This window comes from Pseudomonas sp. NMI542_15 (assembly GCF_021283425.1).
GTDB classification, from domain to species: domain Bacteria; phylum Pseudomonadota; class Gammaproteobacteria; order Pseudomonadales; family Pseudomonadaceae; genus Aquipseudomonas; species Aquipseudomonas fortuita.
Genome location: NZ_JAJSRO010000023.1, coordinates 44,366 through 65,483 on the forward strand (window position 1 = coordinate 44,366; position 21,118 = coordinate 65,483).

General features: G+C 65.1%; 11 protein-coding genes. 4 read left to right on the forward strand and 7 right to left on the reverse strand.

Features of this window, described 5'->3' with window-relative positions:
• Positions 1 to 85: 85 nt before the first annotated feature.
• From ccoP to ccoN, 4 genes are read right to left on the reverse strand one after another with little or no spacing between them, the layout of a single operon-like run.
• A complete protein-coding gene (ccoP, locus tag LU684_RS25090) occupies positions 86 to 1,027 on the reverse strand; it encodes a cytochrome-c oxidase, cbb3-type subunit III (RefSeq protein WP_016488338.1) in 942 nt (313 codons plus the stop codon).
• Entirely contained in the window at positions 1,024 to 1,227 is a 204-nt protein-coding gene (locus LU684_RS25095; protein WP_016488337.1) for a cbb3-type cytochrome oxidase subunit 3, read from the reverse strand. The genes ccoP and LU684_RS25095 overlap by 4 nt, the downstream gene beginning before the upstream one ends.
• 5 nt (positions 1,228 to 1,232) lie before the next feature.
• A complete protein-coding gene (gene ccoO / locus LU684_RS25100) occupies positions 1,233 to 1,841 on the reverse strand; it encodes a cytochrome-c oxidase, cbb3-type subunit II (RefSeq protein WP_016488336.1) in 609 nt (202 codons plus the stop codon).
• Positions 1,842 to 1,854: 13 nt separating this feature from the next.
• A complete protein-coding gene (gene ccoN, locus LU684_RS25105) occupies positions 1,855 to 3,279 on the reverse strand; it encodes a cytochrome-c oxidase, cbb3-type subunit I (protein ID WP_016488335.1) in 1,425 nt (474 codons plus the stop codon).
• A gap of 50 nt (positions 3,280 to 3,329) precedes the next feature.
• On the opposite strand from ccoN, the gene LU684_RS25110 reads away from it, so the two are divergent.
• Positions 3,330 to 4,022, forward strand: a complete 693-nt coding sequence (locus tag LU684_RS25110; RefSeq protein WP_016488334.1) for an alpha/beta family hydrolase — start codon at positions 3,330 to 3,332, stop codon at positions 4,020 to 4,022.
• A 51-nt stretch (positions 4,023 to 4,073) separates the two neighbouring features.
• Here the strand turns inward: LU684_RS25110 and ppnP are convergent, their stop codons facing one another.
• Together ppnP and LU684_RS25120 are read right to left on the reverse strand one after the other, a co-directional pair.
• Positions 4,074 to 4,358 (reverse strand): pyrimidine/purine nucleoside phosphorylase, encoded by a 285-nt coding sequence (ppnP, locus tag LU684_RS25115; protein ID WP_016488333.1) that lies wholly within the window; start codon positions 4,356 to 4,358, stop codon positions 4,074 to 4,076.
• Between the two features lie 74 nt (positions 4,359 to 4,432).
• Complete coding sequence (locus tag LU684_RS25120) at positions 4,433 to 4,984, reverse strand: exonuclease domain-containing protein (RefSeq protein WP_016488332.1); 552 nt, start codon at positions 4,982 to 4,984, stop codon at positions 4,433 to 4,435.
• Positions 4,985 to 5,155: 171 nt separating this feature from the next.
• Between LU684_RS25120 and LU684_RS25125 the strand changes: the two genes are divergently transcribed.
• Positions 5,156 to 5,956 carry a substrate-binding periplasmic protein gene (locus tag LU684_RS25125; RefSeq protein ID WP_095116935.1) on the forward strand — a complete coding sequence of 267 codons (801 nt, stop codon included), beginning with the start codon at positions 5,156 to 5,158 and terminating at the stop codon, positions 5,954 to 5,956.
• Between the two features lie 63 nt (positions 5,957 to 6,019).
• Positions 6,020 to 7,033, forward strand: a complete 1,014-nt coding sequence (locus LU684_RS25130) for a GNAT family N-acetyltransferase (protein WP_102690041.1) — start codon at positions 6,020 to 6,022, stop codon at positions 7,031 to 7,033.
• A 115-nt stretch (positions 7,034 to 7,148) separates the two neighbouring features.
• On the opposite strand, the gene LU684_RS25135 is transcribed toward LU684_RS25130, so the two are convergent.
• The gene (locus LU684_RS25135; RefSeq protein WP_232895171.1) at positions 7,149 to 7,679 is read right to left on the reverse strand and encodes an RNA polymerase factor sigma-70; all 531 of its coding nucleotides are present in this window, start codon (positions 7,677 to 7,679) and stop codon (positions 7,149 to 7,151) included.
• Between the two features lie 305 nt (positions 7,680 to 7,984).
• Here LU684_RS25135 and LU684_RS25140 point away from each other — a divergent pair, with 305 nt between their 5' ends.
• Positions 7,985 to 20,938 carry a non-ribosomal peptide synthetase gene (locus LU684_RS25140; RefSeq protein ID WP_232895172.1) on the forward strand — a complete coding sequence of 4,318 codons (12,954 nt, stop codon included), beginning with the start codon at positions 7,985 to 7,987 and terminating at the stop codon, positions 20,936 to 20,938.
• Positions 20,939 to 21,118: the final 180 nt, after the last annotated feature.

The window sequence follows — 21,118 nt, forward strand, 5'->3', positions numbered from 1 at the left end:
AAACAAATGTGGGAGCGGCCTTGCGTCGCGATGCGCCGCGCGGGCGGCGCTCGATCTCACAGACGCCGAATTTCTCCCGGCGAACTCACTGGGCAGTCACAGATTCAGCAGCACTCTCCTGCGACAGGCTATACACATAAGCCGCCAGCAGGTGCACCTTGTCATTGCCCTGGATATCGGCCTGCGCCGGCATCTGCCCTTGGCGACCATAGCGAATGGTCTGTTGCAGCTGGGCAAAGCTCGAACCGTAGATGAACGCCTGCGGGTGGGTCAGGTCGGGTGCGCCCATGGCAGGGGTACCCTTGCCTTCGGGCCCGTGGCAAGCCACGCAGTTGGCCGCGAAGATTTCCTTGCCCTTGGCAACGTCAGCCTTGCTCCCTTCAGGCAGGCTGCGACCGTCCAGGTTGGTCAGCACGAATGCGGCCACATCGGCCACGCCCTGCTGGCCGATCACCTCAGCCCAGGCCGGCATCACGCCGTGACGGCCATTCATGATCGAAGCCTTGATGGTTTCTGCTTCGCCGCCCCAGCGCCAATCCTTGTCGGTGAGGTTGGGGAAGCCGAAGGCACCCTTGGCGTCCGAGCCGTGGCACACCGAGCAGTTGGAGGCAAACAGGCGGCTGCCCATTTTCAGCGCCTGCGGGTCCTTGGCGACTTCCTCCACCGGCATGGCGGCGTACTTGGCAAAGATCGGCCCGAACCTGGCGTCAGCCTTGTCCATCTCTTTTTGCCATTCGTTGGCGCCGGTCCAGCCATTTTCATAGCCCGGCAAAATGCCTTTCCAGTTGCCCAGGCCCGGGTAGAGGATCAGGTAGCCGACCGAGAACACCAGGGTGCCGACGAACAGCCAGAACCACCACTTGGGCAGCGGGTTGTCGTACTCCTCGATGCCGTCGAAGCTGTGGCCCATGGTCTGGTCGGTGGTGTTCTTGCTCTCGCCCTTGCGGGTGGCGAGCAGCAGCCAGGTCAGGCCGATCAGGCTACCGATGGTCAGTACGCTGATGTACGTACTCCAGAAGGTGGTCATTGCCCGTTACTCCTTGCAGCAGTCGTGGCAGCAGGTTCCTGCCCGCTAGTGGGCAGGTGGTCGTCGACGAAGGGCAGCAGGCGCGCTTCGGCGAAATCACGGTCGCGGCGGCGGTTGAATACCCACAGGGAGAGGCCGATGAAGGCGATCATCACCACCAGGGTGCCCAGGCCGCGGATCATGCCGATGTCCAGTTCCATCGCATTTACCTCTTGTTCTTGATCGCGGTGCCGAGCACCTGCAGGTAGGCGACCAGTGCATCCATCTCGGTCTTGCCTTTGACTGCGTCACGGGCGCTGGCAATGTCGTCGTCGCTGTACGGCACGCCCAGGGTGCGCAAGGTGCGCATCTTGACGTCGGTGTGGCTGTTGTCGACCTGCTGGGCGACCAGCCACGGGTACGACGGCATCTTCGACTCCGGCACCACGTTGCGCGGGTTGTACAGGTGCGCGCGGTGCCAGTCGTCCGAGTAGCGGCCACCGACCCGGGCAAGGTCCGGCCCGGTGCGCTTGGAGCCCCACAGGAACGGGTGGTCCCATACGCTCTCGCCGGCCACCGAGTAGTGGCCGTAGCGCTCGGTTTCGGCGCGGAACGGGCGGATCATCTGCGAGTGGCAGCCCACGCAGCCTTCGCGGATGTAGATGTCGCGGCCTTCCAGTTGCAGCGCGGTGTAGGGCTTCATGCCTTCCACCGGCTTGTTGGTGACGTCCTGAAAGAACAGCGGGACGATCTGGGTAAGGCCGCCGATACTGACGGCGAACACCATCAGCAGGGCCATCAGGCCGACGTTTTTCTCGATGACTTCATGTTTCATCAGGCGTTTCTCCTCAAGCCAACTGGGCGTTCGCAGGGGCGACGTCAAGCGCTGGCGAACGCACGGTGCGCCAGGTGTTCCAGGCCATCAGGAACATGCCGCTGAGGAAGATCGCGCCGCCGACGAAGCGCACGACAAAGCCTGGGTGGCTGGCCACCAGGGTTTCCACGAACGAATAGGTGAGCGTGCCGTCGCTGTTGACTGCCCGCCACATCAGGCCCTGGGCGATGCCGTTGACCCACATCGAGGCGATGTACAGCACGGTGCCGATGGTGGCGAGCCAGAAGTGCGCGTTGATCAGGCCAAGGCTGTACATGCGTTCCTTGCCGAACACTTTCGGGATGGTGTGATACAGCGCACCAATCGAGATCATTGCCACCCAGCCGAGGGCGCCGGCATGCACGTGGCCGATGGTCCAGTCGGTGTAGTGGGACAGGGCGTTGACTGTCTTGATGGCCATCATCGGGCCTTCGAACGTGGACATGCCGTAGAACGCCAGCGATACCACCAAAAAACGCAGGATCGGGTCGCTGCGCAGTTTGTGCCAGGCGCCCGACAGGGTCATCATGCCGTTGATCATGCCGCCCCAGCTCGGTGCCAGCAGGATCAGCGACATCACCATGCCCAGCGACTGCGCCCAGTCAGGCAGGGCGGTGTAGTGCAGGTGGTGCGGGCCGGCCCAGATGTACAGGGTGATCAGCGCCCAGAAGTGCACGATCGACAGGCGATAGGAATACACCGGGCGCTCGGCCTGCTTGGGCACGTAGTAGTACATCATCCCCAGGAACCCGGCAGTCAGGAAGAAGCCTACGGCGTTGTGGCCGTACCACCACTGCACCATGGCGTCGGTGGCACCGGCGTACACCGAGTACGACTTGGTCAGGCTGACCGGCAATTCCAGGTTGTTGACGATGTGCAGAAGCGCCACGGTGAGGATGAAGGCACCGAAGAACCAGTTACCCACGTAGATATGCTTGGTGTTGCGCTTCATCAGCGTGCCGAAGAACACGATGGCGTAAGCCACCCAGACGATGGTGATCAGGATATCGATCGGCCATTCCAGTTCGGCGTATTCCTTGGAGCTGGTATAGCCCAGCGGCAGGCTGATGGCCGCCAGCAGGATCACCAGTTGCCAGCCCCAGAAGGTGAACGCGGCCAGGCCCGGTGCGAACAGGGTGGTCTGGCAGGTGCGTTGCACCGAATAATAGGAGGTGGCAAACAGCGCGCAGCCGCCGAAAGCGAAGATCACCGCATTGGTATGCAGGGGGCGCAGGCGGCCGAAGCTGGTCCAGGGGAGGTCGAAGTTGAGGGAAGGCCAGGCAAGCTGGGCGGCGATGAAGACGCCGAGCCCCATCCCGACGATTCCCCACACCACCGTCATGATGGCGAATTGGCGGACCACCTTGTAGTTATAGGCGGTACTGCTGGTTGTGTTCATGTATGGGTTCCCATCCACGGTTATTTGGCAGGCTTTACAGCGAGGCAAGCATGATTAATGGGCAAAGTGCCGGTATTGACGGGGATCAATGGGCGAAGGTCGGAAATGTCCCAGGCTTGCGCTGCGATCTTCCACAGGTTCAGGGCAAGGACGGCTACAGGGGCTGCCTGATCCTGGCCCATGGTGCAGGTGCGCCGATGGACAGCGGGTTCATGGACGAAATGGCGCAAAGGCTTGCGGCGCTTGGGGTAGCGGTGGTGCGCTTCGAGTTTCCGTACATGGCCGAACGCAGGGTTACCGGCGGCAAACGGCCGCCGAACCCACAGAAGGTGCTGCTTGAATGCTGGCGCGAGGTGTACCGGCAGGTGCGACCTTTGGTCGCGGGCAAGCTGGCCGTGGGTGGCAAGTCCATGGGCGGTCGCATGGCGAGCCTGCTGGCTGACGAATTGGGCGCGGATGCGCTGGTGTGCCTGGGCTATCCGTTCTACGCGGTGGGTAAACCCGAGAAGCCACGGGTGGAACACCTGGCCGGGCTGAAAACACCGACGTTGATCGTGCAGGGCGAACGGGATGCGCTGGGTAACCGCGAGGCGGTGGCGGGGTATGCGTTGTCGCCGGCAATCGAGGTGAGCTGGCTAGTGGCGGGTGACCATGACCTGAAGCCGTTGAAGGCCTCGGGGTTCAGCCATGAGCAGCATATGCAGACGGCGGCGGAACGCGTTGCTGATTTCCTGAAGGATTAGTGCTGGATTCTTCGCGGGCATGCCCGCGAAGAGGCCGGCACAGGCTGACGCTTAGTCGCGGTACTCGCACAGGTAAGCGGTATCCACCTTCACCTGCAGCTGGAACTTGCTGTCGGCGGCAACATTGAACTTGTCGCCCGCATTGAAGGTTTCCCAGTTGTCGCTACCTGGCAGCTTGACGGTCAGGGCGCCCGATACCACGTGCATGATCTCGCGCTTGGCAGTGCCGAACTCGTATTCGCCCGGGGCCATGACGCCGACAGTGGCGGGGCCTTCTTCGCCCGCGAATGCGATCGACTTGACGGTGCCGTTGAAGTACTCGTTGACCTGGAACATGGGCGACTCCTGAAAAGGGGGGATGAAAAAGGGCTGGCCAGTATGCCCAAGCCCACAGGCCTCGTCATCTGCTTTCAGGGGCTGTTGGCGGGCAGGGTCAACGGTAGTAGCCGCGCCGTGTTGCGCGCATCTTCAAGGGCCCGGTGCTGCTGCCCGCAAAAGTGCATGCCGGCCAGGTGCAGGGCACCGTTCAGGCCGGTGGGGCGCTGCAGGTGGCGGGCCTTGGCAAAGCGTTGCTTGAGGTTGATGTGCGGCAACGTCCGTAGCAGGCTGTCGAGCCCGTGCAGCTGCCACTCCTGGTGCAGTTGCTGGCGGTCGTAGTCGCCCCAGCTGACCCAGGCCTGAAGCTGCTCACGGTGGTGCTCCAGCCAGCGCTCGAAGCTTGCCCACACCTCGCGAAACGGTGCAGCGCGATCCACATCATGTTGGCTTATGTGCGTCAGTTCGCGGCAAAACGGGGTCAGCTGTGGCCGCCGGCGTGGCCGCACGAAACACTGAAAGTGGTCGACCTCGCGGCCATCGCGGGTGACCAGGCTAGCGCCGATTTCAATGACTTCCATCTCTGTAACCGGCCATCCACCCTCGTCGGTGGTGGCTTCCAGGTCGATTACCAACCAATGGCCCATACCAGGCTCCCTTGCAGATCCTGCTAGAGCGTAGCCAAAGTCCGCGCATACGGCATCCCGTGGCATATTGCCGCCTGCTTTGGCACAACGAGCGCGCTCCAGCAGTTGTGCCGCTTCCGGAAAACGCCTAGCTTAAGCGGACCCAGGCATGAACCGTTATGAGCGTCCGTCTTGACTCCAGCACCCGGCCTCAAGGCTTTGTCCACCCTGATGTTGCTGGCCGTGTATTGGCTAGCGGTGCCGGCATGGGCTGCCGATGCCGTCGAAGTGAAGATTGGTGCGGCCCATTTCCCGCCCTACACGGTGCGCCCTGAACAGGGGGCTGACACCGGCCTGTTGCCGCAATTGGTCGATGCGCTCAACCGCTTGCAGCAGGGTTACCACTTCGTCCTGGTGCCCACCTCCATCCAGCGGCGTTTCGGCGACTTCCAGCAAGGCCGTACCGACATGGCGATTTTCGAAAACCCGCAATGGGGCTGGGAGCAGATTGCCCACCAGACCGTGGACATGGGCCTGGAGGACGCCGAAGTGTTCGTTGCCCGCCAGGCCAATGGCAGCGACCCGTCGTACTTCGATGACCTGCGCGGCAAACGTTTGGCATTGTTCAACGGCTATCACTACGCGTTCGCCCGCTTCAATTCCGACCCGGACTACCTGCGCACAACCTATAACGCGACCCTGACCTACTCCCACGACAGCAACCTGCTGATGGTGCAGGCTGGGCGCGCCGACATCGCCCTGGTCACCCGCTCGTACCTCAGCGATTTCCTGGCGCGCAACCCGGCCAGCAGGGCGCAGCTGCTGCCTTCGCAACGCATCGACCAAATCTATCACCACTACGCCCTGCTGCGCCCGGGGGCGCCTATCGACGAGCAGTCGTTTGCCCGCCTGCTGCGCGACCTGCGTGCCAGCGGTGAACTGGCCCGAATCTTCGAGCCCTACCGCATCACGGTCTCGGTGCCCAAGGACTAAATTCACGCACTTTCGCAACGTTCTCAGCAGTGAGCCTTTTCTTCATTTTTCGTGAGACAAGCCATGCCGTTCGATGCCGCTTCGCAGCCCCTGTCACCGCCACGCTGGCGCAGCCTCAGTGCCGAGGAGGGTGACAGCTGGCTAGGCCTCTCCCTCGAAGGTCGCCCACTGATCCAGGTGCGCCTGGAGGCGGGCGCTACCCTGCACGTTCACCTTGAGCGCCTGTGTCCCGAGCGCCCTTATCAAGCCTTGTGGTCGGCCTGCTATTGGTTGTTGTCCCGTGATACCACCTGTCAGCGCCTGGTCTGGCACTTGCCCGAAGTGCAGCCGCAGGTGCTGGCCAGTGGCTTGCTGCGAGTGGCTGAGCAGCCGGGCCAGTATCTGTGCGAGCGGGCGCTGTTCTGGCAGCTGCCACAGCCCTGGCTGGGCGATGCGCAGGCTGCGGTGTACCCACAGCAGATGCAGATCAGCAACGGCAAGCGCCACCCATGCCGCGCGCCCAAGCCCCGTGGTGAGGTATACCGGCGCTTCGATGCGCGGCTGGGTAGCTGGGTGTCGCTGCGCACGCTGGAGATCGAAGATGACCTGGAGCGCTTCAACCGCTGGCAGAACAACCCGCGGGTGGAGGCGTTCTGGCAGGAGGGGGGCACGCTGGCCCAGCACCGCGAGTACCTGGACAAGCTCGAGGCCGACCCGCACACCCTGACGCTGATCGGTTGCTTTGACGATGAGCCGTTTGCCTACTTCGAGGCTTACTGGGCCAAGGAAGACCGCATTGCGCCGTTCTACCCGGCCGATGATTACGACCGCGGCATACACATGCTGGTGGGGGAGGAGAACCACCGAGGGCCGCACAAGGTGGCCAGCTGGCTCTCGGCGCTGGTGCACTACCTGTTCCTGGATGACCCGCGTACCCAGCGGGTGGTGGCCGAGCCGCGTGCCGACAACGGCAAGATGATCGGCTACATGCACGACCAGTGCTTCCACTGCGACAAGGAGTTCGACTTCCCGCACAAGCGTGCGGCGCTGATGATTCTGGGGCGAGAGCGGTTTTTCGAGCGCTGCAAGCTGGCTTGATACCGAGTTGGCTTCTTCGCGGGCATGCCCGCTCCCACAGGATCACCACAGGCTTCAAGAGCAGTGGGGTACCTGTGGGAGCGGGCATGCCCGCGAAGAAGCAAACCCTGTGTGGTCAGGCCAGCCGGTTGGCCGTCTTGCGGCAATGCACCAGCGCATCGCGGATCATGAAGTTGACCAGTGTCGGCGATACCCCCAGCTCTTTGGCAATGTCTTTCTGCGGCACGCCATGCAGGCGGTACATCTCGAACGCATAGCGGGTGCGCTGCGGCAGTTCGTTCAGCGCCTGGGCAATGTCATCCAGCGCGGCAAGGTTGATGTGAGTGGCTTCGGGCGAGGCGTTCTGGATGACCACGTTCAGCCCTTCCTCCTCGCTGCCGGAGTATTTCAGCTCCATTGCCTGCTTGCGGTAGTGGTCGATCGCAAGGTTGCGCACGATCTGGAACAGGTAGCTGAGCTGCGCCTTGAACGACGAGGTTATCTGCGGGGCAGCGTTGAGCCGGAAGAAGGCATCCTGCACCACATCTTCGGCGCGCGAGCGGCAGCCGGTGATGCGTGCAGCGATCTTGGCCAGGATGCTGCGGTTGTCGACGAAGGCCTGCAGTAATGGTGAATCGCACTTACTTGTGGATAGTTGTTCCGCCATGGAAATCACCTTGTCACAGAGGGGAAAGGAGGCCCCCAAGGCTGGGAAGCTTCCTACGACGTGCGACAAGCTATTCAGAATGATAATGATTGTCAAATACGAAACGTAATTAGTATCTATATCTTTCAGGTCTAAGACCATCGTGTGACAGCGTTCACCTTTGGCCCCGCCTGCCACTGCGTAATCCCCGCTAATTTCTGCCTGCGCCCATCCGTTCCCCTGTGTACATCTTCGATCGCCCTTTGCTGTCCGCACACGTTCGCGGTGCAGCCGGCGCGCCCCAACAGACACTGGCAGGAACCCCCATGACGGACGCCTTCGAACTCCCGCTCTCGCTGGTCCAGGCACTTGCGCAACGCGCCACGCAGACCCCGGACAAGATCGCCCTGCGCTTTCTGGCCGACGCCCCCGGCGAGCAGGCTGTGCTCAGCTACCGGGACCTCGACCAGCGTGCACGCACCATCGCCACTGCGTTACAGGCCCGTGCCAGCTTCGGCGACCGTGCGGTGCTGTTGTTCCCCAGTGGTCCGGACTACGTGGCGGCGTTCTTCGGTTGCCTGTATGCCGGGGTGATTGCGGTACCGGCTTACCCGCCAGAATCCGCGCGCCAGCACCATCAGGAGCGTTTGCTGTCGATCATCGACGATGCCGAGCCGCGCCTGCTGCTGACCGTCGCGGCGTTGCATGACGGCCTGCAAGGCTTGCCAGCGCTGGCGGCGCACAACGGGCCTGAGCTGCTGGCAGTGGACAGCCTGGACCCGGCGCTGGCCGCAAACTGGCGCGAGCCCGTGCTCAAAGGTGATGACATCGCCTTCCTGCAATACACCTCGGGCTCCACCGCGCTGCCCAAGGGTGTACAAGTCAGCCACAGCAACCTGGTCGCCAACGAGCAGTTGATCCGCTGTGGTTTCGGCATCGACCTCAACCCCGACGACGTGATCGTCAGCTGGCTGCCGCTGTACCACGACATGGGGCTGATTGGCGGTCTGCTGCAGCCGATCTTCAGCGGCGTGCCGTGCGTGCTGATGTCGCCGGGTTACTTCCTGGCCCGGCCGCAGCGCTGGTTGCAGGCCATCAGCGAATATGGCGGCACCATCAGCGGTGGCCCCGACTTTGCCTACCGTCTGTGCAGCGAGCGGGTCAGCGAGGCCTCGCTGGCCGGGCTCGACCTGAGCCGCTGGCGCGTGGCCTATTCTGGCTCCGAGCCGATTCGCCAGGACAGCCTGGCAACCTTTGCCGACAAGTTCCAGGCCAGCGGCTTCGACCCGCAGAGTTTCTTCGCCAGCTACGGCCTGGCCGAAGCCACCCTGTTCGTCAGTGGCAGCCGCCGTGGCCAGGGCATCGACGCGCTGGAGCTGGACGCCGAAGCCTTCGCCGCCAACCGCGCCGAGCCGGGCAAAGGCAGCGTGCTGATGAGCTGCGGCTACCCGCAGCCCGGTCACGCAGTACGTGTCGTGGAGCCGCAGCACTTGCAGGTGCTGGGCGACAACCAGGTCGGCGAAATCTGGGCGGCTGGCCCGAGCATCGCCCGGGGTTACTGGCGCAACCCCGAAGCCAGCGCACGCACCTTCGTTGAAATGGACGGCCAGACCTGGCTGCGCACCGGCGACCTGGGCTTCATGCGCAACGGTGAAGTGTTCGTCACCGGGCGCCTGAAAGACATGCTGATCGTGCGCGGGCAGAACCTGTACCCGCAGGACCTGGAAAAAACCCTCGAACGTGAAGTTCAAGTGCTGCGCAAAGGCCGTGTGGCCGTGTTTGCCGTCGAGCAGCAGGGCGAGGAGGGCATCGGCGTGGCGGTGGAGATCAGCCGCAACGTGCAAAAGGCAATCGAACCCCAGGCGCTGATCAAGACCCTGCGCCAGGTGATCGCCGACGCTTGCCGCCAGGCGCCGGCCGTGGTCCTGCTGCTGAACCCGGGCGCGTTGCCCAAGACCTCCAGTGGCAAGCTGCAACGTTCGGCCTGTCGCCTGCGTATGGACGATGGCAGCCTGGACTGCTACGCCCGCTTCCCTGATGTGAGCGAAACGGCTGCAAGCGCGGCTGCCGGCAATGAGCTCCAGGCACAGATCGCCGCAGTGTGGCGGGACATTCTCAAAGTAGAGGCGGTTGCGGCAGACGACCACTTCCTGCTGCTGGGCGGCAACTCCATCGCCGCCACCCAGGCCACCGCACGGCTGGCCGATGAGCTGGGTATCAACCTGGGCCTGCGCACCCTGTTCGAAGCGCCGGTACTGGCCGATTACAGCAGCGCTGTGGCGTCGATCATGGCCGACGGCGCTGCTGGCACTGCCACCATTGCACCGCTGGAGCGCACCCAGGCCTTGGCCCAGTCGTTGGCGCAAAACCGCTTGTGGTTGATGTGGCAGTTGCAGCCACAATCGGCTGCCTACAACATCCCCGCCGGCCTGCAGCTGCGCGGTGAGCTGGACGAAAGCGCCCTGCAAGCCGCCTTCCAGGCGCTGGTGGCGCGCCACGAATCCCTGCGCACCGTATTCAGCGAAGAAAACGGCCAGCCCCTGCAACGCATTGTGGCGCAACAGCCGTTCAGCCTGCGCCGCCTGGACCTCGAAGGCCAAACGCTGGAGCAGGTCAGCGCCCAGCGGGAAGCCGAGGCCCGTCAGCCGTTCGACCTCACTCAGGGCCCCTTGCTGCGGGTGACCCTGGCACGCCTGGACGACGAAGACCATCAGTTATGGGTGACCCTGCACCACATCGTCGCGGATGGCTGGTCGCTGAATATCCTGCTGGATGAATTCGCCAAACTTTACGCAGCCCGCTGTCAGGGCCTGGAGGCCAACCTGGCGCCGCTGGGCCTGGGTTATGCCGACTACGGCACCTGGCAGCGTCAATGGCTGGCCGCCGGTGAAGCCGAACGCCAACTGCAGTACTGGAAGGCGCAGTTGGGCGGTGATCTGCCGGTGCTGGACCTGTGCACCGACCACCCCCGCGCCAGCCAGCGCGAGCACAGTGCTGCCCGGTTCAACCTCAAGGTACCGGCCACGCTTGCCGAAGCACTCAAGGGCCTGGCCCGCGAACAGCAGGCCAGCCTGTTCATGGTCCTGCTGGCCGGCTGGCAGGCGCTGCTGCACCGCTACAGCGGCCAGGCCGACATCCGTGTCGGTGTGCCCAACGCCAACCGCCCGCGCCTGGAAGCCCAAGGCATGGTCGGCTTTTTCATCAATACCCAGGTACTGCGTGCACAGCTCGATGGTCGCCTGCCATTCACGCAGTTGCTGGCCCAGGTGCGCCAGGCCACCCTTGCGGCGCAGGCTAACCAGGACTTGCCGTTCGAACAGCTGGTCGAAGCCCTGCCGCAAGCCCGTGAGCAAGGCTTGTTCCAGGTCATGTTCAACCACCAGCAACGCGACCTGTCGGCCCTGCGCCGCCTGCCGGGGCTGCTGGCCGAGGAGTTGCCATGGCACAGCCGCGAAGCCAAGTTCGACCAGCAGTTGCACAGTGAAGAAGACCACCAGGGCCGCCTGAGCCTGGCCTTCGACTATGCTGCGGAGCTGTTCGAAGCCAGCACCGTCAAACGCCTGGCTCATCACCTGCTGGCGCTGCTGGAACAGGTGTGCGCCGCGCCGCAGCGGGCGCTGGGCGAGGTGCAATTGCTGGACGAGCCTGCCCGTGCGCAATTGCTGGGCTGGGGCCGGGCACCGGCTACCGCGCCGCCAGGCCTGCTGGTCGAACAGCTCAACGAACAGGCCCGCCTGACCCCGCAACGCACCGCGCTGGCCTGGGACGGCGGCAGCCTCGACTACGCCGAACTGCACCAGCAGGCCAACCGCCTGGCCCACTACCTGCGCGACAAAGGCGTCGGCCCCGACACCTGCGTCGCCATCGCCATCGAGCGTTCGCCACAGTTGCTGGTCGGCCTGCTGGCCATCCTCAAGGCCGGCGGCGCTTACGTGCCGCTGGACGTCGACTACCCGGCCGAACGCCTTGCCTACATGCTGGCCGACTGCAGCGCCGGCCTGCTGCTGAGCCACAGCAGCCTGCTGGGCAAGCTGCCACAGGTCGACGGCGTCAGCGCCATTGCCCTCGACCAGTTGCACCTGGACAGCTGGCCCAGCCACGCGCCTGGCCTGCACTTGCATGGCGACAACCTCGCCTACGTGATCTACACCTCCGGCTCCACCGGCCAGCCCAAGGGCGTGGGCAATACCCATGCAGCGCTGGCCGAGCGCCTGCAGTGGATGCAGGCGACCTATGCGCTGGATGACAGCGATGTGCTGATGCAGAAGGCGCCGATCAGCTTCGACGTGTCGGTGTGGGAATGCTTCTGGCCGCTGGTCACCGGCTGCAAGCTGGTGCTCGCCGGCCCCGGCGAACACCGCGACCCGCAGCGCATCGCCGCGCTGGTGCAGGCCCATGGCGTGACAACGCTGCACTTCGTGCCGCCGCTGTTGCAGGTGTTTGTCCAGGAGCCGCAGGCGGGTGCCTGCAGCAGCCTGCGCCGGGTGTTCTCCGGTGGCGAAGCATTGCCCGCCGCACTGCGTGACCGCGTGCTGCAGGTGCTGCCGCAGGTGCAGCTGCACAACCGCTACGGCCCGACCGAAACCGCCATCAACGTCACCCACTGGCACTGCCAGGTGGCGGACGGCGAGCGCTCGCCAATCGGTCGCCCGCTGGGCAATGTGCTGTGCCGCGTGCTGGACGATGAGCTTGAACTGACTGCCCCCGGCGTGTCGGGCGAGCTGTACCTCGGTGGCGCTGGCCTGGCCCGTGGCTACCTGGGCCGTCCGGGTCTTACCGCCGAGCGCTTCGTGCCCCAGGCCGACGGCCACGGCGAGCGCTTGTACCGCAGTGGTGACCGCGCGCGCTGGCAGGTGCAGCTACAGGCCCTGGAATACCTCGGTCGCCTCGACCAGCAGGTAAAGGTGCGTGGTTTCCGCGTCGAGCCTGAGGAAGTACAGGCCTGCCTGTTGGCACAGCCGGGTGTGGAACAGGCGCTGGTGCTGATCCATAAGGACGCCGTTGGTGCGCAACTGGTGGGTTACTACAGTGGCAGTGCGCAGCCAGCCGAACTCCTGGCCGTGCTGGCTGAGCAACTGCCCGCGTACATGGTGCCGGCGCAGCTCATCCCGTTGGCACAGCTGCCGCTGGGCCCCAGCGGCAAGGTCGACCGCAAGGCGCTGCCGGCCCCGGTGTGGCAGCAACGCGAACATGTCGAGCCCCACACCGAGTTGCAACAACAGGTCGCCGCCATCTGGCGCGAAGTGCTGAACCGGCCGCGTGTCGGCCTGCAAGACGACTTCTTCGCCCTGGGCGGGCACTCGCTGCTGGCCACCCAGATCGTCTCGCGCAGCCGCCAGACCTGTGATGTCGAGCTGCCGCTCAAGGCCCTGTTCGAAGCCAGTGAACTGGGCGCCTTCTGTGCCGAGATTGCACGTATCCGCGCGGCCGGCGAGCGCAACCTGCAAGGCGCAATCGCCCGCGTCGACCGGCGTCAGGCGGTGCCGCTATCGTATTCGCAGCAGCGCATGTGGTTCCTCTGGCAAATGGAGCCGGACAGCCCGGCGTATAACGTCGGCGGCATGGCACGCCTGCGCGGCACCCTGCATGTGGACGCTTTCGAGCGTGCGCTGCAGGCGTTGATCGTGCGCCATGAAACCTTGCGCACCACCTTCCCCAGCGTCGACGGGGTGCCGTACCAGTGCGTTGCCGAAGACAGTGGCCTGCACCTCGACTGGCAGGACTTCAGTGCCTTGCCCATCGATGCCCGCCAGCAACACCTGCAACAACTTGCCGACGACCAGGCGCACCAGCCGTTCGACCTGGAGCGCGGCCCGCTGCTGCGCGCCTGCCTGGTCAAGGCTGACGAGCGCGAGCATTTCTTCGTGCTCACCCTGCACCACATCGTCACCGAAGGCTGGGCCATGGACATTTTCGCCCGCGAGCTAGGCGAACTGTACGAAGCCTTTGTCGATGACCGCGAGTCGCCGCTGGCGCCGCTGCCGGTGCAATACCTGGACTACAGCGTATGGCAACGGCAATGGCTGGAAAGCGGCGAGGGCGCTCGTCAACTGGCCTACTGGAAGGACCGCCTGGGTGACGAGCACCCGGTGCTGGCGTTGCCTGCCGACCGCCCGCGTCCGGCAGTACAGAGCCACCGCGGCGAGCTGTACCGCTTTGAACTCGACCCGGCGCTGGTCGCCCGCGTGCACGCCTTCAACAGCCAGCGCGGCCTGACCCTGTTCATGACCATGACCGCCACCCTGGCTGCCTTGCTGCACCGTTATAGCGGCCAGCGTGACCTGCGCATCGGCGCGCCGGTGGCGAACCGCATCCGCCCGGAAAGCGAAGGCCTGATCGGCGCCTTCCTCAATACCCAGGTGCTACGTTGCGAGCTGGACGGCCAGATGACCGCCAACGCGCTGCTGGAGCAGATGCGCCAGGCCGCCATCGAAGGGCAGTCGCACCAGGACCTGCCGTTCGATCAGTTGGTCGAAGCGTTGCAACCGCCGCGCAGCAGCGCGTATAACCCGCTGTTCCAGGTGATGTGCAACGTGCAGCGCTGGGCCTTCCAGCAAAGCCGCACGTTGGCCGGCATGCAGGTGGATTACCTGGTCAACGATGCCAGTGCCACCAAGTTCGACCTGTACCTGGAGGTCACCGACCTCGACGGCCGCCTGGGTTGCTGCCTGACTTACAGCCGCGACCTGTTCGACGAACCGCGCATAGCGCGCATGGCCGAGCACTGGCAGCACCTGCTGGTCGGCTTGCTGGACAACCCGCAGCAGCGCCTGTGCGAGCTGCCGATGCTGAGCGGTGCGGAGCAGCAGGTGCTGGCGGGTCAGTTGCAGGGCGAGCACGACTTCGACCTCGACCAGACCCTGCACGGCCTGTTCGCCGCCCAGGCGGCGCGCACACCACAGGCTGGCGCGCTGACCTTCGCTGGCCAGCACATGACTTACGCTGAACTCGATCAGCGGGCCAACCGCCTGGCCCGCGCCCTGCGCGAGCGTGGCGTCGGCCCGCAGGTGCGCGTGGGCCTGGCGCTGGAGCGCTCGCTGGAAATGGTCGTCGGCCTGCTGGCCATCCTCAAGGCCGGCGGCGCCTACGTGCCGCTCGACCCCGAGTACCCGCTCGACCGCTTGCGCTACATGATCGAAGACAGCCGCATCGGCCTGCTGCTCAGCCAGCGTGAGCTGTTGCAAACCCTGGGCGAGCTGCCTGAGGGCGTGGCCCGCTGGAGCCTGGAGGACGATGCCGCCAGCCTGTCGGCCTACAGCGATGCGCCGCTGGACAACCTCAGCCTGCCGCAGCATCAGGCGTACCTGATCTACACCTCCGGCTCCACCGGCAAGCCCAAGGGCGTGGTGGTCAGCCATGGCGAATTTGCCATGCACTGCCAAGCGGTCATCGCCGCGTTCGGCATGCGCAGCGATGATTGCGAGCTGCATTTCTATTCGATCAACTTCGACGCTGCCAGCGAGCGCCTGTGGGTGCCGTTGCTGTGCGGTGCCCGCGTGGTGCTGCGCGCCCAGGGGCAGTGGGGCGCCGAGGACATCTGCCAGCTGGTGCGCGAGCAGCAGGTGAGCATTTTGGGCTTTACCCCCAGCTACGGTAGCCAGCTGGCGCAATACCTGGGCGGGCAGGGCGAGCAACTGCCGGTGCGCCTGGTGATCACCGGTGGCGAAGCGCTGACCGGCGAGCACCTGCAGCGTATTCGCCAGGCCTTTGCGCCGCAGCAGTGCTTCAACGCCTACGGCCCGACCGAAACCGTGGTCATGCCGCTGGCCTGCCTGGCGCCAGACGAGTTGCCAGCGGACCTTGGCAGCGTACCGATCGGCCGCGTCATCGGTAGCCGCACGGCCTATATCCTCGACGACGACCTTGCCCTGTTGCCGCAAGGCGGCATTGGCGAACTGTACGTTGGCGGCGCCGGCCTGGCTCAGGGGTATCACGACCGCCCGGGCCTCAGCGCCGAGCGCTTCGTCGCCGACCCGTTCAGCATCGAAGGTGGCCGCTTGTATCGCACTGGCGACCTGGTGCGCCTGGGCACTGACGGCCTGGTCGAGTACGTCGGCCGTGCCGACCAGCAGGTGAAGGTTCGCGGCTTCCGTATTGAGCTGGGTGAAATCGAGAGCCGCTTGCAGGCGCACGCCGATGTCGACGAGGCCGTGGTGCTGGCCCTCGACCTGCCGGGCGGCAAGCAGTTGGTGGGTTACCTGGTGTGCAAGCAGGCCAACGCGGGTAGCGAGGCGCAAAACCTGCTGCGTGAAGCGGTGAAAGCCGATGCCCGCCAGCACCTGCCGGACTACATGGTGCCTGCGCACCTGGTACTGCTCGACAGCCTGCCGCTGATGGGTAACGGCAAGCTCGACCGCCGTGCGCTGCCGCTGCCGGACCTGGAACAAGCGCGTCAGCACTACCAGGCACCTGGCAACGAGGTGGAAAGGCAGTTGGCGCAGATCTGGCGCGATGTGCTCAACGTTGCCCAGGTCGGTGTACAGGACAACTTCTTCGAACTGGGCGGCGATTCGATCCTGTCCATCCAGGTGGTCAGCCGGGCCCGTCAGGCCGGGTTGCAATTCACCCCGCGCGACCTGTTCCAGCACCAGACCATCCAGACCCTGGCGGCTGTCGTTCAGCACAGCGAAACCGCGAGCACGGTGGAACAGGGGCTGCGCCAGGGCCAGGCCGGGCTGACACCGATTCAGCATTGGTTCTTCGACAGTGAAGTACCCCAGCCACAGCACTGGAACCAGGCCGTGTTGCTGGAGGCGCGCCAACCGCTGGATGAGGCGGTACTGGCGCAGGCCTTGGCGCTGCTGGTGCAGCACCACGACAGCCTGCGCCTGCGCTTCAGCCAGGCCCATGGCCGCTGGCAGGCCGAATACGCCCAGCCTGATGCCAGGCCATTGCTGTGGACCGCCACCGTTGCCGATTTCGCTGATTGTCAGGCGCTGTACACCGACCTGCAGCGCAGCCTCGACCTGCAACAGGGCCCACTGCTGCGCGCCTTGCTGGTGGGTGACGGGCAGGGCAGCCAGCGCCTGTTGCTGGCGATCCATCACCTGGTGGTCGATGGCGTGTCCTGGCGGGTGCTGCTGGAGGACCTGCAGGCGCTTTACCGCGGCCAGCCACTGCCGGCCAAGACCCATGCCATGGGCGATTGGGCTGCGCGTCTGGCCAGCTACGCCGGCAGCGATTCGTTGCGTGACGAGCTGAGCTGGTGGCAAGGCCAGCTGGGCGGCGTGCGTCGCGAGCTACCGTGTGATCACCCGCAGGGCGGCAACCTGCACCGCCATGCGCAGACCCTGGCCATCGGCCTGGACGTGGAGCAGACCCGGCAACTGCTGCAACAGGCCCCGGCGGCTTACCACACCCAGGTCAACGACCTGCTGCTGACTGCACTGGCGCGTGCGTTGAGCCGGTGGAGCGGCGATGAAGAAGTGCTGGTACAGCTTGAAGGCCATGGCCGTGACGGGTTGTTCGAAGACATGGACCTGACCCGCAGCGTTGGCTGGTTCACCAACGCCTATCCCCTCAGCTTGCGCCCGCTGGCAGGCGAAGGCGACGTGGCGCTGGCCGGCTCGATCAAGCGTATCAAGGAGCAACTGCGCCAGGTGCCGCACAAGGGGCTGGGCTATGGCGTCCTGCGCTACCTGGCCGACACGGCCGGGCGCGAGCAGATGGCGGCCTTGCCGCAGGCGCGTATCACCTTCAACTACCTGGGCCAGTTCGACCAGCAGTTCGACAGCGCGGCGCTGTTCCAGCCCCTGGAAGCACCGGCCGGCCTGGCGCATGACCTCGATGCACCACTGCCTAACTGGCTGAGCGTCGATGGCCAGGTATATGGGGGGGCCTTGCAGCTGCGCTGGACCTTCAGCGCCGAGCGCTATGACCCGCAAACCATCGCCCGCCTGGCCGAGGCCTATCGCCAGGAACTGCTGGCGCTGGTCGCGCATTGCCTGGCCGATGGCAACACCAGCTTCACCCCGTCGGACTTCCCGCTGGCACATCTCACTCAGGAGCAGATCGACGCGTTGCCGGTACCCGCTGCGCAGATCGAGGACGTCTACCCACTGACGCCGATGCAGGAAGGCATGCTGCTGCACACCCTGCTGGAGCCAGGCACCGGCCTCTACTACATGCAGGACCGCTACCGCATCAACAGCGCGCTGGACCCTGAACGTTTTGCCCAGGCCTGGCATGCCGTGGTGGCACGTCACGAAGCGTTGCGGGCATCGTTCAGCTGGAACAGCGGCGAGGCGATGCTGCAGATCATCCACAAACCGGGCAACCTGGCGGTGGACTACCAGGACTGGCGCGGCCTTGCTGACGAGGCCCAGGAGCAGCGCCTGCAGGCCCTGCACAAGCAGGAGCGCGAGGCCGGTTTTGCCCTGCTCAGCGAAGCACCGTTCCACTTGCGCCTGGTGCGTGTGGCCGACGAGCGCTACTGGTTCATGATGAGCAACCACCACATCCTTATCGATGCCTGGTGCCGCTCGCTGCTGATGAACGACTTCTTTGAGGTTTACCAGGCCCTCGGCGAAGGCCGCCAGGCCCAGTTGCCGGTGCCGCCGCGTTACCGCGATTACATCGGCTGGTTGCAGCGCCAGGGCCTGGAGGATGCGCGCGCCTGGTGGCAGGCCAACCTGGCCGGCTTCGAACGCGCCACCGCCATCCCCAGCGACCGCCCGCTGCGGCATGACCACGCTGGCAGCGGCATGGTCGTCGGCGACTGCTACACCCGCCTGGCGGTGAGTGACGGCGTGCGCCTGCGCGAACTGGCCCAGGCCCACCAGCTTACCGTCAACACCTTCGCCCAGGCGGCCTGGGCCTTGGTGCTGGCACGCTACAGCGGCGACCGCGACGTCGCCTTTGGCGTGACCGTGGCCGGGCGCCCGGTCAGCATGCCGCAGATGCAGCGCACCGTCGGCCTGTTCATCAACAGCGTTGCCTTGCGTGTGCAGTTGCCCGCATCCGCTGAGCGTTGCAGTGTGCGCCAGTGGTTGCAGGGCCTGCTGCAAAGCAACATGGAACTGCGCGAGTACGAATACCTGCCGCTGGTGGCGATCCAGGAGTGCAGCGACCTGCCCAAGGGCCAGCCGCTGTTCGACAGCCTGTTCGTGTTCGAGAACGCGCCGGTGGAAACCGCCGTGCTCGACCACGCCCAGCACCTGAACGCCAGCTCCGACTCGGGCCGTACCCATACCAATTTCCCGTTGACGGCGGTGTGCTACCCGGGCGACGACTTGGGCCTGCACCTGTCGTTCGACCAACGGTACTTCGACTACCCGACCGTCGAGCGCCTGTTGGCCGAGTTCAAGCGCCTGCTACTGGCGCTGGTACAAGGCTTTGAAGGGGAGGTGAGCGAGCTACCGTTGTTGGGTGCCGAGGAGCAGCGTTTCCTGCTGGACGACTGCAACCGGACCGAGCGGTCCTATCCGCTGGAGCAGAGCTACATCGCACAGTTCGAAGCACAAGTGGCCGCACATCCGCAGCGCACTGTGGCCCGCTGCCTGGAGGCGTCCTATGACTACGCCGGGCTGAACCTGGCAGCCAACCGCCTGGGCCATGCCCTGGTGGCTGCCGGGGTCGGCGTGGATCAGCCGGTGGCGCTGCTGGCCGAGCGCGGGTTGCCGCTGCTGGGCATGATCGTTGGCAGCTTCAAGGCCGGCGCGGGCTACCTGCCGCTGGACCCGGGCCTGCCGGCGGCGCGCCTGCAAAGCATCATCCAGCTCAGCCGTACGCCAGTGCTGGTGTGCAGCGCCGCCTGCGCCGAGCAGGGGCGGCAGTTGCTGGGCGAGCTGGCGGTTGCACTGCGGCCGCAACTGCTGGTCTGGGAAGACATCCAGGCCAGCCAGATCGCAAGCCACAACCCGGGCATCCACAGTGGCCCGGACAACCTCGCCTATGTGATCTACACCTCAGGGTCGACCGGCCTGCCGAAAGGGGTGATGGTCGAGCAGCGCGGCATGCTCAACAACCAACTGAGCAAGGTGCCGTATCTGGCCCTGAGCGAGCATGACGTGATCGCCCAGACCGCATCGCAAAGCTTCGATATTTCGGTGTGGCAGTTCCTTGCCGCGCCGCTGTTCGGCGCCAAGGTCGAGGTCGTGCCGAACGCCATCGCCCATGATCCGCAGGGCCTGCTGGCGCATGTGCAGGCCACCGGCATCACCGTGCTGGAAAGCGTGCCGTCGCTGATCCAGGGCATGCTGGCCAACGACCATCAGGCCCTCGACGGCCTGCGCTGGATGCTGCCGACCGGCGAGGCCATGCCACCGGAACTGGCGGCGCAGTGGCTGCAGCGTTACCCGCAGATCGGCCTGGTCAACGCCTACGGGCCGGCAGAGTGCTCGGATGACGTGGCGTTCTTCCGCGTCGATGCCGCGTCGACCCAAGGCAGCTACTTGCCGATCGGCACTCCGACCGACAACAACCGCCTGTACCTGTTCGGCGAAGAGCAGGCACTGGTGCCGCTGGGCGCGGTGGGCGAGCTGTGCGTGGCTGGCACGGGTGTTGGTCGTGGCTATGTCGGTGACCCGGCGCGCACGGCAATGGCGTTCATGCCTCACCCTTACGGGCTACCTGGAGAGCGGCTGTACCGGACCGGTGACCTCGCACGGCAGCGCCCGGACGGTGTGCTGGAGTACGTCGGGCGCATCGACCACCAGGTCAAGATCCGTGGTTACCGCATCGAGCTTGGCGAGATCGAAGCCCGCCTGCACGAACAGGCCGAGATTCGCGATGCTGCAGTGGGCGTGCAGGAAGGCGTCAACGGCAAACATCTGGTCGGTTACCTGGTGGCACACCAGGGTATCGCCGCCGATGGCGCATTGCTGGAGCAGATCAAGCAGCGCCTGCGGGCTGGGTTGCCAGAGTACATGGTGCCGCTGCACTGGGGTTGGTTCGACAGCCTGCCGCACAACGCCAACGGCAAACTCGACCGCAAGGCCCTGCCGGCCATCGACATCGGCGGCCAGCACAGCCAGGCCTATCAGGCGCCGCGCAACGAGCTGGAGGAAGTGCTGGCGGGCATTTGGGCCGATGTGCTCAAGGCCGAGCGGGTGGGGGTACACGACAACTTCTTCGAGCTGGGCGGGCATTCGCTGCTGGCCACGCAGATCGCTTCGCGGGTGCAGAAGCAATTGCAGTTGAACGTGCCATTGAGGGCGATGTTCGAGTGCAGCACGGTGGAGGAGCTGGCCGAGTATGTGCAGGGGTTGCAGGGCAGTGCGCTGGATGACGACAAGGTTGACCGGCTTAGTGACCTGATGGCCGAGCTTGAGGGGCTGTAACTAGATCGGCGCACCCTGCGCCTGCCTCCTCGCGGGGTTGCTCGTTCCCACAGGAATTTCGCCATTCCTGTGGGACGGGTGTGTCTTGGCGACGAACCCCTGCGATGGGCTGCGTTTCAGTACCGGTAATTTGTGGTGACCCTTGAGAACTTTAGACTGCAAAGCGGTTAAGGTGTCAGC

Bases quoted from the DNA above. Each gene is read 5' to 3' on its own strand.
- ccoP (WP_016488338.1), bottom strand. From the start codon at position 1,027: ATGACCACCTTCTGGAGTACGTACATCAGCGTACTGACCATCGGTAGC.
- LU684_RS25095 (WP_016488337.1), bottom strand. From the start codon at position 1,227: ATGGAACTGGACATCGGCATGATCCGCGGCCTGGGCACCCTGGTGGTG.
- ccoN (WP_016488335.1), bottom strand. From the start codon at position 3,279: ATGAACACAACCAGCAGTACCGCCTATAACTACAAGGTGGTCCGCCAA.
- LU684_RS25120 (WP_016488332.1), bottom strand. From the start codon at position 4,984: ATGGGCCATTGGTTGGTAATCGACCTGGAAGCCACCACCGACGAGGGT.
- ccoO (WP_016488336.1), bottom strand. From the start codon at position 1,841: ATGAAACATGAAGTCATCGAGAAAAACGTCGGCCTGATGGCCCTGCTG.
- LU684_RS25135 (WP_232895171.1), bottom strand. From the start codon at position 7,679: ATGGCGGAACAACTATCCACAAGTAAGTGCGATTCACCATTACTGCAG.
- LU684_RS25110 (WP_016488334.1), top strand. From the start codon at position 3,330: ATGATTAATGGGCAAAGTGCCGGTATTGACGGGGATCAATGGGCGAAG.
- ppnP (WP_016488333.1), bottom strand. From the start codon at position 4,358: ATGTTCCAGGTCAACGAGTACTTCAACGGCACCGTCAAGTCGATCGCA.
- LU684_RS25130 (WP_102690041.1), top strand. From the start codon at position 6,020: ATGCCGTTCGATGCCGCTTCGCAGCCCCTGTCACCGCCACGCTGGCGC.
- LU684_RS25140 (WP_232895172.1), top strand. From the start codon at position 7,985: ATGACGGACGCCTTCGAACTCCCGCTCTCGCTGGTCCAGGCACTTGCG.